9 protein-coding genes and 2 tRNA genes are annotated in these 15,092 nt (G+C 69.1%); 3 read left to right on the plus strand and 8 right to left on the minus strand.

Translation table 11 applies throughout. From position 1 onward, the window contains the following. Window positions 1-36: 36 nt before the first annotated feature. From ASE76_RS02685 to fumC, 3 genes are all read right to left on the minus strand, one after another. Window positions 37-2,439 (minus strand): TonB-dependent siderophore receptor, encoded by a 2,403-nt coding sequence (locus ASE76_RS02685; RefSeq protein WP_055834266.1) that lies wholly within the window; start codon window positions 2,437-2,439, stop codon window positions 37-39. A 194-nt stretch (window positions 2,440-2,633) separates the two neighbouring features. After that, window positions 2,634-4,001: a sigma-70 family RNA polymerase sigma factor gene (locus ASE76_RS02690; RefSeq protein ID WP_055835546.1), complete on the minus strand. Its 1,368-nt coding sequence runs from the start codon at window positions 3,999-4,001 to the stop codon at window positions 2,634-2,636. Window positions 4,002-4,026: 25 nt separating this feature from the next. Then, window positions 4,027-5,412: a class II fumarate hydratase gene (gene fumC, locus ASE76_RS02695; protein ID WP_055835549.1), complete on the minus strand. Its 1,386-nt coding sequence runs from the start codon at window positions 5,410-5,412 to the stop codon at window positions 4,027-4,029. Window positions 5,413-5,655: 243 nt separating this feature from the next. Between fumC and ASE76_RS02700 the strand changes: the two genes are divergently transcribed. The 3 genes from ASE76_RS02700 (at window position 5,656) to murI (ending at window position 10,382) form a co-directional block, all read left to right on the plus strand. Next, complete coding sequence (locus ASE76_RS02700; RefSeq protein WP_236698308.1) at window positions 5,656-7,815, plus strand: bifunctional diguanylate cyclase/phosphodiesterase; 2,160 nt, start codon at window positions 5,656-5,658, stop codon at window positions 7,813-7,815. An 81-nt stretch (window positions 7,816-7,896) separates the two neighbouring features. Next, on the plus strand, window positions 7,897-9,450 hold the full coding sequence (locus tag ASE76_RS02705) for a fumarate hydratase (RefSeq protein WP_055834269.1): 1,554 nt from the start codon (window positions 7,897-7,899) through the stop codon (window positions 9,448-9,450). Window positions 9,451-9,527: 77 nt separating this feature from the next. Then, on the plus strand, window positions 9,528-10,382 hold the full coding sequence (murI, locus tag ASE76_RS02710; RefSeq protein ID WP_055834272.1) for a glutamate racemase: 855 nt from the start codon (window positions 9,528-9,530) through the stop codon (window positions 10,380-10,382). Here murI and ASE76_RS02715 read toward each other — a convergent pair. The 5 genes from ASE76_RS02715 to lon form a co-directional block, all read right to left on the minus strand. After that, window positions 10,314-10,877 carry a M48 family metallopeptidase gene (locus ASE76_RS02715; RefSeq protein ID WP_055835555.1) on the minus strand — a complete coding sequence of 188 codons (564 nt, stop codon included), beginning with the start codon at window positions 10,875-10,877 and terminating at the stop codon, window positions 10,314-10,316. The two genes, murI and ASE76_RS02715, sit on opposite strands and share 69 nt — an antisense overlap. A gap of 13 nt (window positions 10,878-10,890) precedes the next feature. Continuing rightward, window positions 10,891-11,532: a DUF6806 family protein gene (locus tag ASE76_RS02720; protein ID WP_055834275.1), complete on the minus strand. Its 642-nt coding sequence runs from the start codon at window positions 11,530-11,532 to the stop codon at window positions 10,891-10,893. A 788-nt stretch (window positions 11,533-12,320) separates the two neighbouring features. Next, a tRNA-Cys gene (locus ASE76_RS02725) sits at window positions 12,321-12,394 on the minus strand. Window positions 12,395-12,439: 45 nt separating this feature from the next. Next, window positions 12,440-12,515: transfer RNA gene (locus ASE76_RS02730), tRNA-Gly, on the minus strand. A gap of 103 nt (window positions 12,516-12,618) precedes the next feature. Beyond that, complete coding sequence (gene lon, locus ASE76_RS02735) at window positions 12,619-15,039, minus strand: endopeptidase La (protein ID WP_055834278.1); 2,421 nt, start codon at window positions 15,037-15,039, stop codon at window positions 12,619-12,621. Between the last annotated feature and the right edge of the window lie 53 nt (window positions 15,040-15,092).

The following is a 15,092-nucleotide window of genomic DNA, read 5'->3' on the forward strand; positions in this document are numbered from 1 at the left end:
GGGTTCCGAGGCAGCGGCCAGGCCACGGCCGTGCGCCTACCAGCGGTACCCCACCGACGCCACCATGTTGCGCAGGTCGCCGTATCGGCAGGTGCCCTGGCAGTGCAGGGTCTGCTTGTCGGCCAGGTTGCTGACCTTCAGGCTGGCCAGCCAGGGGCCGGTGGCGTAGGAGACGCGCAGGTCGACCAGGCCGTACGCGGGCGTCTGCCGGTCTACGGCGGCAGCGTTGGTGGGCGCCGCATCGCGCCAGCGCAGGCCGGCGCCGATGCGCAGGCCGGCCAGGCCCCAGCCGGCCAGGTGGTAGTCGGCCCAGAGCGAGGCGGTCTGCTTGGGCACGCCCACCGTGCGCTGGCCGACCAGCGCGGGGTTGTTGTCGCGCACCGTACGGGCATCGACCCATTGGTAGGCGCCCACCACGCTCAGCTGGCGCAGCGGCGAGAAGCGCGCCTCCAGCTCCAGGCCGCGGGCCCGCACCCGGCCGGTCTGCACGCTGAAGCTGGAATCCTGCGGGTCTTCGGTCAGCACGTTGCTCTGCTCCAGCTGGTAGAGCGCGGCGGCCAGCAGGGTTTCGGTGCCCGGTGGCTGCCAGCGCACGCCCAGTTCGGCCTGCTCGCCGCGGGTCGGCTCGAAGGCCTGGCCCTGGCGCCCGGTGCCGGCGGTGGGCAGGAAGGACTGGCTCACGCTGGCGTAGGGCGCCCAGCCGTTGTCCAGCAGCCGCACCACGCCCGCGCGGCCGGTGAAGGCCGAGTCCTCCTGCCGCGTCAGGGCACCGCCGCGGTGGGCCACGGTGTCGCTGCGGGCCCGGTCGTAGCGGCCGCCCAGCACCACCACCCACTGGTCGCGCCAGCGCATCTGGTCCTGCAGGTAGAGGCCGGTCTGCAGGCCGGTCTGGTCGGATCCGCCGTCGTTCGGGCCGATGACAGGCCGCTGCCCGTAAACCGGCCGGTCGAGATCGAGCGCAGCCACGCTGCCGGTCAAGCGGGTGGTGTCGTAGTCGCGGCGGTACACGTCGAGGCCGGCCAGCACCGTGTGCTGCCAGTCGCCGAGCCGGGGCGCGTCCCACTGCAACTGGGTGTCGCTGGTGAGGGCGCTGGTGTCGTCGGTGCGCAGGTCGGCCCGGCGGGCCAGCCGGGTGCCGGTGACGGCGCCGGGTGTGAGGTACGAATAGCTCGCCTGCGACCGGTATCCCCGCAGCGAATGGCGCAGCTGCAGCCGGTCGTCGAAGCGGTGCTCGACGATCCAGCCCAGCGTGTCCATGGTGCCGACATAGCGGTCGAAGCCCGGCTCGCCGGTGAACAGGCCGTAGGGGATCTTGCGGCCGGCGCTGCTGCTCCACAGGGTGCTGTTGTAGGGCATCGGTGCGCCCAGGCGGGTGTCGGTCTTCTGGTGGCTGGCCAGCAGGGTGACCGCGGTGGCGGCGTCGGGTTGCCAGCGCAGCGCGGGGGCGACGTACTGCTTGTCGTCGGGCACGCCCGCGACCTGGGTGCCGCTGCGGCGCACCAGGGCGGTCAGGCGGTAGGTGAGCCGGCCGTCGGCACCGAGCACGCCGGTATGGTCGGTGGCGAGCTGGCGGCGGTCGTGGCTGCCGCCTTCGGCGATCGCCTCGTGCATCGCATCGGCGCTGGGCCGCTTGCTCACCGCGTTGACCAGGCCGCCCGGCGCCAGTTGGCCGTAGAGCACCGAGGACGCACCGCGCAGCAGCTCGACCCGCTCCAGGCCGTAGGGCTCCTGTCCGCCGTCGAACTGGGCCGACTGCAGCTTCATGCCGTCGCGCAGCACGCTGCCGGTGCGGCCGCCCGCATCGAAGCCGCGGATGTTGTAGTCGTCGGCCAGGCGGGAGAAGCCGCTCGGCTGGGTCAGGATGCCGGGCGCGTACAGCAGCGCGTCGGCCACCGAGTCGGTCTTGCGCGCGGCCATCTCCTCGGCGCCGACCACGGTGATCGACTGCGGCGTTTCCACCAGCAGCGTGTCGCCCTTCAGCGCGGTGGCGCTGCGCCGCGCCACGTAGCCGTGCACCGGCGCGAAGGCGCTGGCTTCGGGGCCGGTGCCGGTCACCGTCACCTCGGGCAGGCGCGGGGCCGCGGCACCGGCCGCCGGGGCGAGACCCAGGGTGCCGCCCGTGCCGGTGGCCTGCAGGCCGCTGCCGCGCAGCAGCGCGTCGAGCGCGGCGCGGGCATCCAGCGTGCCGCGCACCGCCTGCGCCGGCCGGCCCGCGACCAGCGCGGGCGGGTAGACGATCTGCACGCCCGACTGCGCGGCGAACTGCCGCAGCGCTTCGGGCAGCGGCTGCGCCGCGATGTCGAACGGGGCGGTCTGCGCCAGGGCGGCTGCCGAGGCGACGGACAGGACGATGCCGGCGAAGACGCGGCGGGCGGCGCCCGGGGCGGCCGCGGACGGCAGGTGCCAGGCGGCGAAGGGAGGGGAAAAAGCGGGCGTCATGGATCGGAGGTGCAGGCAGGTGGAGGAAATCGGCCGTTTCGATCGGCCGGTGGCGAAGGCCATCCCCGCTCCAACGTCCCGGCCCTGCCGCTTCCTGAATGCGTTTTGTTCCCCTCTCGCCGCGTTCTGCACCATTCGCTATGCTTTTCATAGCTGGCGGCCGGCGTTCCGAGCCGGCTGCAGCCCTGTTCGATTCAAATCTTTTGCATCTGCCAGCGGTCGCCGCTCCAGCGCATCCGCACCGGCAGGCTGCCCGGCAGCGCGCGGAGGAAGGCCTCGGCATCCACAGTGCGCACCTGGCCCGACAGGCGCAGGGCGGCGGCGCCCGGGTCCAACTCGACCGGCCGGGGCAGGTAGCGGCGCAGGCGCTCGACCGTCTCGCCCAGCGGCACGTCGTCGAAGGCCAGCAGGCCGTGGCGCCAGGCGGCGGCATCCTGCGGCGTGCGCAGCCGCAGCGCCTGCGGCGCCTGTCCGGGCGCCCGCGGATCGAAGCGCGCCGCCTCGCCCGGCGCCAGTTCGTGGGTGCCGCGGACGCTGCCCTGGGCATCCAGCAGTTCCACCCGCACCCGCCCGCTTTCGACCTGCACCTCGACCCGGCCGCCCGGCAGGCGCTCCACCCCGAAGCGGGTGCCCAGCACGGTGACCCGCACGCCGGGTTGCGGGCCGGCGGCCGACGCGTCGCCCGGCACCTCCACCTCGAAGCGCCGCGCCGGGTCGGGCGTCACCTCGAAGAAGGCGGCACCCGCCAGCAGGCGCACGCCGCGGCGGGTGGCGCCGTAGGCGACCTGAACGCGGCTCTGCGCATCGAGCGTCAGCGCGCTGCCTTCGGGCAGCGCATGCCGCTCGGCAGGGCCCGCGCCCGACGCCCATTCCTGCGCATACGACAGCGCCGCGGCGCGCCACCAGGCCCAGCCACCTGCGCCGCCCACCGCCAGCCCCGCAACGCCCAGCAGCGCCGACAGCGTGCGCCGCCGCCCGGTGCGGGCGGGCGCCGCGCCGGCCGCGGGCGCGCCGCCCTGCCCCGCATGCCAGCGCTCCATCGCGGCCTGCACCCGGTCGAGCGCCTGGATCATGTCGCGCTCGACGGTGTTGCGCGACACGCCGTATTCGAGCGCCAGGGCGGCCTGGTCCTCGCCGTGGACACGGCTGCGCAGGAACACCTGCCGGGCGCGCTCGGGCAGGGCCGCCAGCGCCTGTTCCACCGCCGCGACGGCCTGGCGGTACATCGCCGCCTCGGAGGCGTCGGGCCCGCGCGCCTGCGCGGTCGATGCGGCCTCGTGCGCCTCGGCGCCGTGCCGCTGGGCGACGCCCTCGTGGCGCTGCCGGTCGATCGCGATGTTGCGGGCCATCGCGAACAGGTAGCCCCGCGCGTCGCCCTCGCCCGCCAGCGCCGGCTCCCGGCCCTGCCGGGCCAGCTCGGCGACCCGCAGCCAGGTGTCGTGCGCCACGTCGCGGGCCTGGTCGGCGCAGCCGGTGCGCCGGGCCAGGTAGCGCAGCAGGTCGCGGTAGCTGTCGTGGAAGCTCGCCAGCAGGCGCGACGTTGCGTGCGGGGGATGCGCCATCGGCATCGAAGAGGCGGCGTGCCGCTCAGCGGCCGACCATGTCGCCGGGCACCACCCACTGGTCGAACTGCTCGCCGGTGACGTGGCCCGAGGCGACAGCCGCATCCCGCAGGCTGCTGCCTTCCTTGTGCGCCTTCTTGGCGATGTAGGCGGCCTTGTCGTAGCCGATGTGGGTGTTGAGCGCCGTTACCAACATCAGGGAGCGGTCGACCAGCTCGGCGATGCGCTCGCGGTTGGGCTCGATGCCCACCGCGCAGTGGTCGTTGAAGCTCACCATGCCGTCGGCCAGCAGCCGCACGCTCTGCAGGAAGTTGTGGGCCACCATCGGGCGGAACACGTTCAGCTCGAAGTTGCCCGAGGCGCCGCCGAAGTTGATCGCCACGTCGTTGCCGAAGACCTGGGCGGCGAGCATCGTCACCGCCTCGCTCTGCGTCGGGTTGACCTTGCCGGGCATGATGGACGAGCCGGGCTCGTTCTCGGGGATGCTCAGCTCGCCGATGCCGCTGCGCGGGCCGCTGGCCAGCCAGCGCACGTCGTTGGCGATCTTCATCATGCTGGCGGCCAGGGTCTTGAGCGCGCCGTGCGCATGCACCAGGCCGTCGACCGAGGCCAGGGCCTCGAACTTGCTGGGCGCGGTGACGAAGGGCAGCCCGGTGATCTTCGCGATCTCGGCGGCGACCTGATCGGCATAGCCCCTGGGCGCGTTGAGGCCGGTGCCGACGGCGGTGCCGCCCAGCGCCAGTTCGTACAGGTGGGGCAGCGCGTCGCGCACATGCTTCTCGCCGTGCGCCAGCTGCGCCACCCAGCCGGAGAACTCCTGGCCGAGCGTCAGCGGGGTGGCGTCCTGCAGGTGGGTGCGGCCGATCTTCACGATTCCGTCGAAGTCGCGTGCCTTCTGCTCCAGCGTGCCGCGCAACTTGGCGATGGCGGGCAGCAGGCGGTGGGTCAGCGCCGCGACCGCGGCGACGTGCATCGCGGTGGGGAACACGTCGTTGCTCGACTGGCTGCGGTTCACGTCGTCGTTCGGGTGGACCAGGCGGCCTTCGCCGCGCTCGCCGCCCAGCAGTTCGCTGGCGCGGTTGGCCAGCACCTCGTTGACGTTCATGTTGGTCTGAGTGCCCGAGCCGGTCTGCCAGACCACCAGCGGGAATTCGCCCGGGTGCTTGCCGTCGATCACCTCCTGCGCCGCGGCGACGATCGCCTGGGTCTTCTTCTCGTCCTGCAGGCCCAGCGCGTGGTTGACCACGGCCGACGCGCGCTTGACCTGGGCCAGCGCGGTGATCATTTCCGTCGGCTGGCGCTCGCCGGAAATGTCGAAGTTCTGCAGCGAGCGCTGGGTCTGCGCGCCCCACAGCTGGGCGGAGGGGACCTCGATCGGGCCGAAGGTGTCGCGTTCTGTGCGTGTGGTCATGGTGGCGGTGGTTGAACGGGTGGAGGCCGGCGAATGCCGGTGGGCGTCGGCCGCCAGCATAGCCGCAAACAAAAACCGTTCTCATCCAGGGGCGCCTCGGGGCCGGGTCAATGTCACCGTGCTTACATCGGAATCGCAGGCAGTCGCTACACTGCGACGCCCCTCCGGGACCTTCCCGGCACCCTGCATCGGGTTTGTAACCGGGCGTGAATCCACCCGGTCTAATCGTTCGTACCCATCCCCGTGATCGCCAGTTCCGCCTTCCTGCCGTCCCAGCACAACCTGTGGGGTGTCGCGGCGTCGATCGCGATCGCCGTGCTGGCGTCCTATGTGGCACTCGACCTGGCGCTGCGGGTGCGCGGCACCTACGGCCGGCTGCGCCTGGCCTGGTGGGCAGCCGGTTCGGTGGTGATGGGCACCGGGATCTGGGCGATGCACTTCATCGGCATGCTGGCGTTCCAGCTGCCGATACGGCTGGGCTTCACCGGCGGGCTCACCTTGCTCTCGTGGGCGGCGGCGGTGGCGGCGTCGGGCGTGGCGCTCGGCATCGCGAGCCGGCTGGCGGTGGGGCCGCGGCTGCTGCTCGTGGGGGCACTGGCGATGGGGCTCGGCATCTGCGGCATGCACTACATCGGCATGGCCGCGCTCGACATGGCGCCGGGCATCGTCTGGGATCCGGTGAAGGTGGTGCTGTCGGCCCTGATCGCGGTGGCCGCCTCGGCCGTCGCCCTGCTGATGGTCATGCTGCTGGCGCACCGGGAATCGCGGCGCCGGACCCGGTCGCAGATCTTCGCGTCGCTGGTGATGGGCGCCGCCATCTGCGGCATGCACTACACCGGCATGGCCGCCGCGCAGTTCCCGGCCGGCACGGTATGCCTCAGCGCCGACCAGCTGTCGGGGCCCAACATGCTGGCGATCGTGCTGGTGACGACCGGCATCATGCTGCTGGGCACCTTGTTCGCCTCGATCCTCGACGCCCGGCTGCAGAGCACCGCGCGGCGCCTGGCCCACTCGCTGCAGCAGGCCAACACCCGGCTGGAGACGGCCAACGCCGAGCTGCAGAAACAAGCCTTCGCCGACGCCCTCACCGGCCTGCCCAACCGGCTGCTGTTCGAAGACCGTCTCGACCAGGCGCTGGCGCGGCTCGACCGGGCCAACCACGGCCACACCCACGAGCGGCTGGCGGTCTTCTTCGTCGACCTGGACGGCTTCAAGCCGATCAACGACTCCTTCGGCCACGCCGCCGGCGACTTCATCCTGCGCAAGGCTGCGCGCCGCCTGGAGCGCGCGGCGCGGCTCAGCGACACCGTCGCCCGCGTGGGCGGCGACGAGTTCCTGGTGCTGCTGGAGCATGTGCACGACATCGCCGACTGCACCCTGGTGGCCGACCGCATCCTGAAGGCGCTGACCCGGCCCTTCGTGGTGTTCGACAAGCAGCTGCAGATCGCCTGCTCGATCGGCATCGTCCTCTACCCCGACCAGGGGGAGCGCGACAAGCTGGTCGCCCATGCCGACGCCGCGATGTACGTCGCCAAGCGCGCCGGCGGCGGCGGCTATGCGCTCTTCGAATCGCACATGGGCGCCGACGTGTCGAACCAGCTGGCGCTGCAGAGCGACCTGCGCCAGGCGATCGACGCCGGCCAGTTCGAGCTGTACTACCAGCCGAAGATCGACGGCCGGCGCGACCAGATCAGCGGCGTCGAAGCGCTGATCCGCTGGAACCACCCCGAGCGCGGGGTGCTGAGCCCGGCGCTCTTCATCGGGCTGGCCGAGCGCTTCGGGCTGATCGGCCGGCTGGGCAGCTGGGTGATCGACGAGGCGTGCCGCCAGATCGCCGCCTGGAGCCGCGAAGGCCTGCGGATGCGGGTGGCCGTCAACCTGTCGGTGCACCAGCTGCGCGAGAACGGCCTGGCCGAGCGGGTTGAGGCGGCGCTGCGCCGCCACAAGGTCGACGCGTCGCAGCTGCTCTGCGAGATCACCGAATCGGTCGCGATGGAGGACCTGAAGGCGACGCAGGTCGCGTTCTCGGGCCTGGCGCGCATCGGCGTGTACCTGGCGATCGACGACTTCGGCACCGGCTACTCCAGCCTCAGCTACCTGCGCCAGCTGCCGGCCCAGCAGCTCAAGATCGACCGCAGCTTCGTCAACGACCTGGAAGTGAAGGTCGACGCCCGGGCCGTGGTCGAGGCGGTGATCCGGCTGGCCCACGCGCTGGGCCTGCGGGTGGTGGCGGAAGGCGTGGAGACGGCCGGCCAGCGCGACATCCTGCTGGAACTCGATTGCGACGAGTTGCAGGGCTACTTCTATGCCCGGCCGATGCAGGCGCACGTGCTGCTCGAATGGTCGCGCGGCGTCAAGCCCGAGCACGCGGTCGACTTCGCGCCCTCCACCATCGAGGGTTGAGCGCCGGGGCGGGCGCAGGCGGCCGCGCCGCGCAACGGGGATAATTGCGGGCTGGTCTCCCACAACAACACGATCCCCACCATGACGACTCGTATCCAGTACCACGACCTCGTGGAATCCGTCGCTGCGGCGCTGCAGTACATCTCCTACTACCACCCGGCCGACTACATCGCCCACCTGGCCCGCGCCTACGCCCGCGAGCAGAGCCCGGCGGCCAAGGATGCGATCGCCCAGATCCTCACCAACAGCAAGATGAGCGCCACCGGCCAGCGCCCCATCTGCCAGGACACCGGCATCGTCAACGTGTTCCTGAAGGTGGGCATGGACGTGCGGTTCGAAGGCTTTCCCGGCGGGCTGGAGGACGCGATCAACGAGGGCGTGCGCCGTGGCTACAACCACCCCGACAACACGCTGCGCGCCAGCGTCGTCGCCGATCCGCAGTTCGACCGCAAGAACACCAAGGACAACACGCCGGCGGTGATCTTCACCCGGATCGTGCCCGGCGGCAGCCTCGACATCACCGTCGCGGCCAAGGGCGGCGGCAGCGAGAACAAGAGCAAGATGATCATGCTCAACCCGAGCGACAGCGTGGTCGACTGGGTGCTCAAGACCGTGCCCACCATGGGCGCCGGCTGGTGCCCGCCCGGCATGCTGGGCATCGGCATCGGCGGCACCGCCGAGAAGGCGGTCCTGCTGGCCAAGGAAAGCCTGATGGACGACCTGGACATGTACGAGCTGCAGGCCAAGTCCTCCCGCAGCGAGCCGCTCGACAAGCTCGAGGAGCTGCGCCTGGAGCTGTTCGAGAAGGTCAACGCCCTCGGCATCGGCGCACAGGGCCTGGGCGGCCTGACCACCGTGCTCGACGTGAAGATCAAGACGTACCCGACGCATGCCGCCAGCAAGCCGGTCGCGATGATCCCCAACTGCGCCGCCACCCGCCATGCGCACTTCGTGATGAACGGTGCCGGCCCGGTCTACCTGGAAGCGCCATCGCTCGACCTGTGGCCCAAGATCGACTGGGCGCCCGACTACAACAAGAGCCGCCGCGTCGACCTGAACACCCTCACCAAGGAAGAGGTCGCCAGCTGGAAGCCGGGCGACACCCTTCTGCTCAACGGCAAGATGCTCACCGGCCGCGACGCTGCGCACGCCCGCATCCAGACGATGCTGGCCAAGGGCGAACCGCTGCCGGTCGACTTCACCAACCGGGTCATCTACTACGTCGGCCCGGTCGATCCGGTCAAGGGCGAAGCGGTCGGCCCGGCCGGCCCCACCACCGCGACGCGGATGGACAAGTTCACCGACATGATGCTGGAGAAGACCGGCCTGATCGCGATGATCGGCAAGGCCGAGCGCGGCCCGGCCACCGTCGGTTCGATCCAGAAGCACAAGAGCGCCTACCTGATGGCCGTGGGCGGCGCCGCCTACCTGGTCAGCAAGGCGATCAAGGACGCCAGGGTCGTCGGCTTCGCCGACCTGGGCATGGAAGCGATCTACGAGTTCGACGTGGTCGACATGCCGGTCACCGTGGCGGTGGACGCCGGCGGCACCAGCGTGCACGTCACCGGCCCGGCCGAATGGCAGTCGCGCATCGCGACCGGCGAGTTCAAGGGCATCGAGCTGGCCTCGGCCTGAGGCACGGACGGCGGCGGGCCGCACGGTCCGGCGGCCGGCCGACAATCGCATTCCCCGCCGTCCCCCGACCGCCCACGATGCATCCTCCTTCCTACGACGCGCCGATCGGCGTATTCGACAGCGGCATCGGCGGCCTGAGCGTGCTGCGGGCGCTGCAGGGCCTGCTGCCGCAGGAAGACTTCGTCTATCTCGCCGACAGCGGCTTCGCGCCCTACGGCGAGCGGGGCGACGACCATGTGGTGGCTCGCACCCTGCACGTCGCCGAGACGCTGCGCAGCCGGCACCGCATCAAGGCGCTGGTGGTCGCCTGCAATACCGCCACCGCTGCGGCGATCCACCTGCTGCGGGCCGCGCATCCCGACCTGCACCTGGTCGGGGTCGAGCCGGCGGTGAAGCCCGCCCTGGCCGTGACCCGCACCGGCGGCATCGCGGTGCTGGGCACCCGCGGCACTGTCACCAGCGCCAAGTTCAGGGCGTTGATGGCGCCGCTGCAGCACCAGGCGCGTTTCAGCGTGCAGCCTTGCGACGGGCTGGCGACCGCCATCGAAGACGAACTGCGGCAGCCGGGCAGTGCGGAATCAAACGCTATCAATACAATAGCACTGTGCCGGCGCTACACGTCGGCTGCGGGCACTTTCGGCACGCAAGAAGGCGAGATCGATACGCTGGTGCTGGGCTGCACCCACTACGTCTTCGCCGCACCTACGCTGCGCGAGCTGGTCGGCCCGCAGGTCCGCTTGATCGACACCGGCGAGCCGGTCGCCCGCCAGACGCAGCGCCTGCTGGCACAGCACGGGCTGCTGAAGCCGGACACGGGCGCGGCCGGCCGGCTGGAGCTGGTCAGTACCGGCGATCTCGGGCTGCTACAGGCGGCCACCGGCCGCTGGCTGGGGATCGGCGCCAGCGTGGGCGCCACTGCTACCGCTGCCTGACCACAGCCGCTCGCCGGTGGCTTCGAGGTGCGTCAGGTAGAGGCGCAGGTCCAGTTCCAGCTGGTGGTAGCGCGGCTCCATGCTTTCGCACAGCTGGTAGAAGGCCCGGTCGTGGTCGCGTTCCTTCAGGTGGGCCAGTTCGTGCACCACGATCATCTGCAGGAAATCGTGCGGCACGTCCTTGAACACCGAGGCGATGCGGATCTCGCGGCTGGCCTTGAGCCTGGCGCCCTGCTTGCGCGAGATGGCGGTGTGCAGGCCCAGGGCATGCTGCACCACCTGCAGCTTGCTGTCGTAGAGCACCTTGTCGATCGGCGGCGCGCGGCGCAGGTGCTCGGTCTTCAGCTCGGTGACGAAAGCGTGCAGCGCCCGGTCGGTGCGCATGCCGTGCGGTGCGGGGTAGCGCGCGAGCAGCAGGCGCCCCAGGCCCTGCCGCGCATGGATCGCCTGCATCTGGGCCCGCACCGCCTCCGAATAGCCGGTCAGGTACCGCATGAGGGGACGCGACTCAATGCAGGTGGCGCGGCCGGCGACCGCCGCCATGGCCGCCGGGCCCACCCGATCCGCCGGCACCGCCGGTGCCACGCGGCGGCTTGCCCAGTTCCAGCGAATTGACCAATGCGTCGAATCGCTCGCCGAAGAGCTTGTCGATCTCGGCCACCACGCCGCCGAGCTCGGCGCCGTCGAAATGGCGCTCCATCATGTTGATCACGTCCTGCACCAGCAGGTCGCGCTGCACCTGCATGATGGCCGCGGGCGTCGGGCCGACGAAGAGCATCACGAAATCGTCGCGCGCCTCGGCATCGGCAGATTCCTCTTCCTCGTCGAAATCGGTGTCGTAGAAGGTGACCTCGATCGAGGCGCCCTGCTCCGCCAGTTCGTTGATGCTCATGCACATCTCGTCGAGGTTGTGGCGAAAATCCTCGTCGCCGTTCACCGTCCAGCAGATCTGCAGCAGATGGTCCTTGGGCTTGAACTCGATACCCGGCTCGTCCTCGTAGGAACTGGCCGCGCCATCGGCCAGCGACTTGGCGCCGGCGTACTTCCACAGCGGCCGGAGCGCCTCCTGCAGTTGCTCGAACGTCACGTCGGCACGCAGCACCACGTCGCCGTGGACGTGGATTTCAAACGGGGTGTTGTAGTTGGACATTCGTACATCTCTCGGGCAACGGACCGATGAAGGCCGGCCGGCAAGAGCCTTCACAGCATGGAACAGATAGGAAACAGGGCAGGCGAAATGGACGTTATAACCCACCGCAGCCGGGGCATTTTCTCATGTCGAGGCATGGTGTAGCAGTGGGGCCGACGGGCCGTCGAAAGGCGGTGGCTTCCGGAGGCATAAGTCGCGCCGCAGACATCCTCGCTCGGGCGACCCATCGGCCGACACGCCGGTCGGCCCGACCGCGCGCCGACGGTTGGTGCACAGCGATGGCCGACACGCTTTCATGGCGAAAACGCTCGCAACCAGCCATGCGAAGGCGCTGGCGCAAGCGACGAAACCAATGGTGCCCGAGGCCGGAATCGAACCGGCACGACTGCGAAGTCGAGGGATTTTCGTACCACTTCGACTTTCGCCGCCCGCAGCGGCATGCGCTGCGGTTCGTGGTCTGGAGCACGCCTTCACCCTAGCCCTGCGGCCGTAGGTGCCCGCCGTCTGCTCTCTACACCTTCCGCAGGCCCGGAAGGCTGGCGGCTTGGCTCGGCGTTGGCTCGGACGCGAAGCAGTTGCTGCGCATCCAGGGCGTTCGCCGAATTTGACGGGTGTCACCTCCCGGGTTTCCCCGGAAGGGCTCAAATTGCTTTCAAGTCCCTTGTGTCTACCGATTTCACCACTCGGGCATCGAGCGGGGCCAGTACGCACCGAAGCGCATCGCAGGCCGACCAACAAAAAACGGACCTCGCGGTCCGTTCATCTTCTCACCGACGTCTGCACAATCTTGGAGGCGCGACCCGGAGTCGAACCGGGCTACACGGATTTGCAATCCGTTGCATAACCGCTTTGCTATCGCGCCATGATCACCGACAAAAAAGGGAAGCCTAAGCTTCCCTTTTGAATGTGGAGCGGGAAAAGAGTCTCGAACTCTCGACCTCAACCTTGGCAAGGTTGCGCTCTACCAACTGAGCTATTCCCGCATTTGCAACAAACTCATTTGCGTCGTTTGCTGCGATGAATGAAATTGTAGCGCACTTTTAGGCACTTTTGACGACAGGCTCAAAAAACCTGAAAAAACTGTCGTCAGTGTTTGACCGACCGAGGGGCGGGCGCATCGGCCGTCGTGGCGGCAGGTGCGGCCACCACCGGCTCCTCGTCGGGCAGCGATTCGGGAACGCGGACCAGAGCCAGTTCCAGCACCTTGTCGATCCACTTCACCGGCACGATTTCAAGCCCGTCGCGAACGTTCGCCGGAATCTCCTGCAGGTCCTTGGCATTCTCTTCAGGAATCAGCACCGTCTTGATGCCGCCCCGCAGCGCCGCCAGCAGTTTTTCCTTCAGGCCTCCGATGGCGGTGACCTCACCCCGCAGGGTGATCTCGCCGGTCATGGCCACATCCGCCCGCACCGGAATGCCGGTCAGGGCGGACACCAGAGCCGTCGTCATCGCAGCGCCTGCGCTCGGGCCGTCCTTCGGCGTCGCACCGTCGGGCACGTGGATGTGGATGTCCTTCTTCTCGAACACTTCGTCCTTGATGCCCAACATGCGTGCGCGGCTGCGCACAACGGTACGGGCGGCCTCGACCGATTCCTTCATCACATCGCCGAGCGAGCCGGTCCGGGTGATCACGCCCTTGCCCGGGGTGATGGCCGCCTCGATGGTCAGCAGGTCGCCGCCCACCTCGGTCCAGGCCAGGCCCACCACCTGCCCGACCTGGGCCTCCTGCTCGGCCCGTCCGTAGCTGTACTTGCGCACGCCCAGGAACTGGTCGAGGTTGTCGGCGTTCACGACCACCTGCGGCTCCATCTTCTTGAGCAGCAGCGCCTTGACCACCTTGCGGCAGATCTTGGACAGTTCGCGCTCCAGCGACCGCACGCCGGCTTCGCGGGTGTAGTAGCGAACGATGTCGCGCACCGCATCCTCGTCGACCCGCAGTTCGGAATCCTTGACGCCGTTGTTCTTGAGCTGCTTCGGCAGCAGGTACTTGATCGCGATGCTGGTCTTCTCGTCCTCGGTATAGCCCGACAGACGGATGACCTCCATCCGGTCCAGCAGGGCCGGCGGAATGTTCATCGAGTTCGAGGTCGCCACGAACATCACGTCGGACAGGTCGAAATCGACCTCGACGTAGTGGTCGCCGAAGGTGTGGTTCTGCTCCGGATCAAGCACTTCCAGCAACGCGCTGGACGGATCGCCCCGGAAATCTGTGCCGAGCTTGTCGATCTCGTCGAGCAGGAACAGCGGATTGCGGGTGCCGGCCTTGTTCAGGCTCTGCAGCACCTTGCCCGGCAAGGCGCCGATGTAGGTGCGGCGGTGGCCGCGGATTTCCGCCTCGTCCCGCATGCCGCCGAGCGCCATGCGAACGTACTTGCGGCCGGTCGCCTTCGCGATCGACTGCCCGAGCGAGGTCTTGCCGACGCCGGGCGGGCCAACCAGGCACAGGATCGGCGCCTTGACCTTGTCCACCCGCTGCTGGACCGCGAGGTACTCCAGGATGCGGTCCTTGACCTTGTCGAGGCCGTAGTGGTCCTCGTTGAGCACATCTTCCGCAAGCGTCAGGTCGTGCTTGATCTTGGTCTTCTTGCTCCAGGGCAGGCCGGTCAGCACGTCGATGTAGTTGCGCACCACGGTCGCCTCGGCCGACATAGGCGACATCAGCTTGAGCTTCTTCAACTCACCCTCGGCCTTCTTCAAGGCTTCCTTCGGCATCTTGGCGAGCTTGATCTTCTTCTCGACCTCCTCGATGTCCGCGCCCTCTTCTCCCTCGCCGAGCTCCTTCTGAATCGCCTTGACCTGCTCGTTGAGGTAGAAGTCGCGCTGGTTCTTCTCCATCTGGCGCTTCACGCGGCCGCGGATCTTCTTGTCGACGTTGAGGATGTCGACCTCGCGCTCCAGTTGCTCGAAGAGGTTCTCCAGGCGCAACTTGATGTCGGCCATGTCCAGCACCGTCTGCTTGTTGTCGACCTTGAGCGGCAGATGCGCAGCGATGGTGTCGGCCAGCCGGCCCGGATCGTCGATGCTGGAGATCGAGGTCAGGATTTCCGGCGGAATTTTCTTGTTCAGCTTGACGTACTGGTCGAACTGCTGCATCACCGCCCGGCGCAGGGCCTCGATCTCGCTACTGGCCTTGGAAAGCTCGTCCTGCAGGGGAGCCACGGTCGCGACGAAGTGGGTTTCCGCATCGGAAATCGTCGTGACGGTCGCGCGCTGCTGGCCCTCGACCAGCACCTTGACCGTGCCGTCCGGCAGCTTGAGCATCTGCAGGATGGTGGATACGCAGCCGACGGAGAACATGTCGTCGACCGACGGCTCGTCCTTGGCCGCGGTCTTCTGCGCCACCAGCATGATGCGGCGCTCGGCCTCCATCGCCAGTTCCAGCGCCTTGATGCTTTTCGGCCGCCCGACAAACAGCGGGATGACCATGTGGGGGAACACGACCACGTCGCGCAGCGGCAGCAGCGGCAGCTCGATCGGGTCGGAAGGAAGGGGCGTATGACCGGACATGAGAATCCTTAGGTAGATGCCTTGTCCACATGGGATGCGAACGGCGCTTTGCA

The sequence above is a fragment of the Xylophilus sp. Leaf220 genome (assembly GCF_001421705.1).
Taxonomy (GTDB): domain Bacteria; phylum Pseudomonadota; class Gammaproteobacteria; order Burkholderiales; family Burkholderiaceae_C; genus Xylophilus.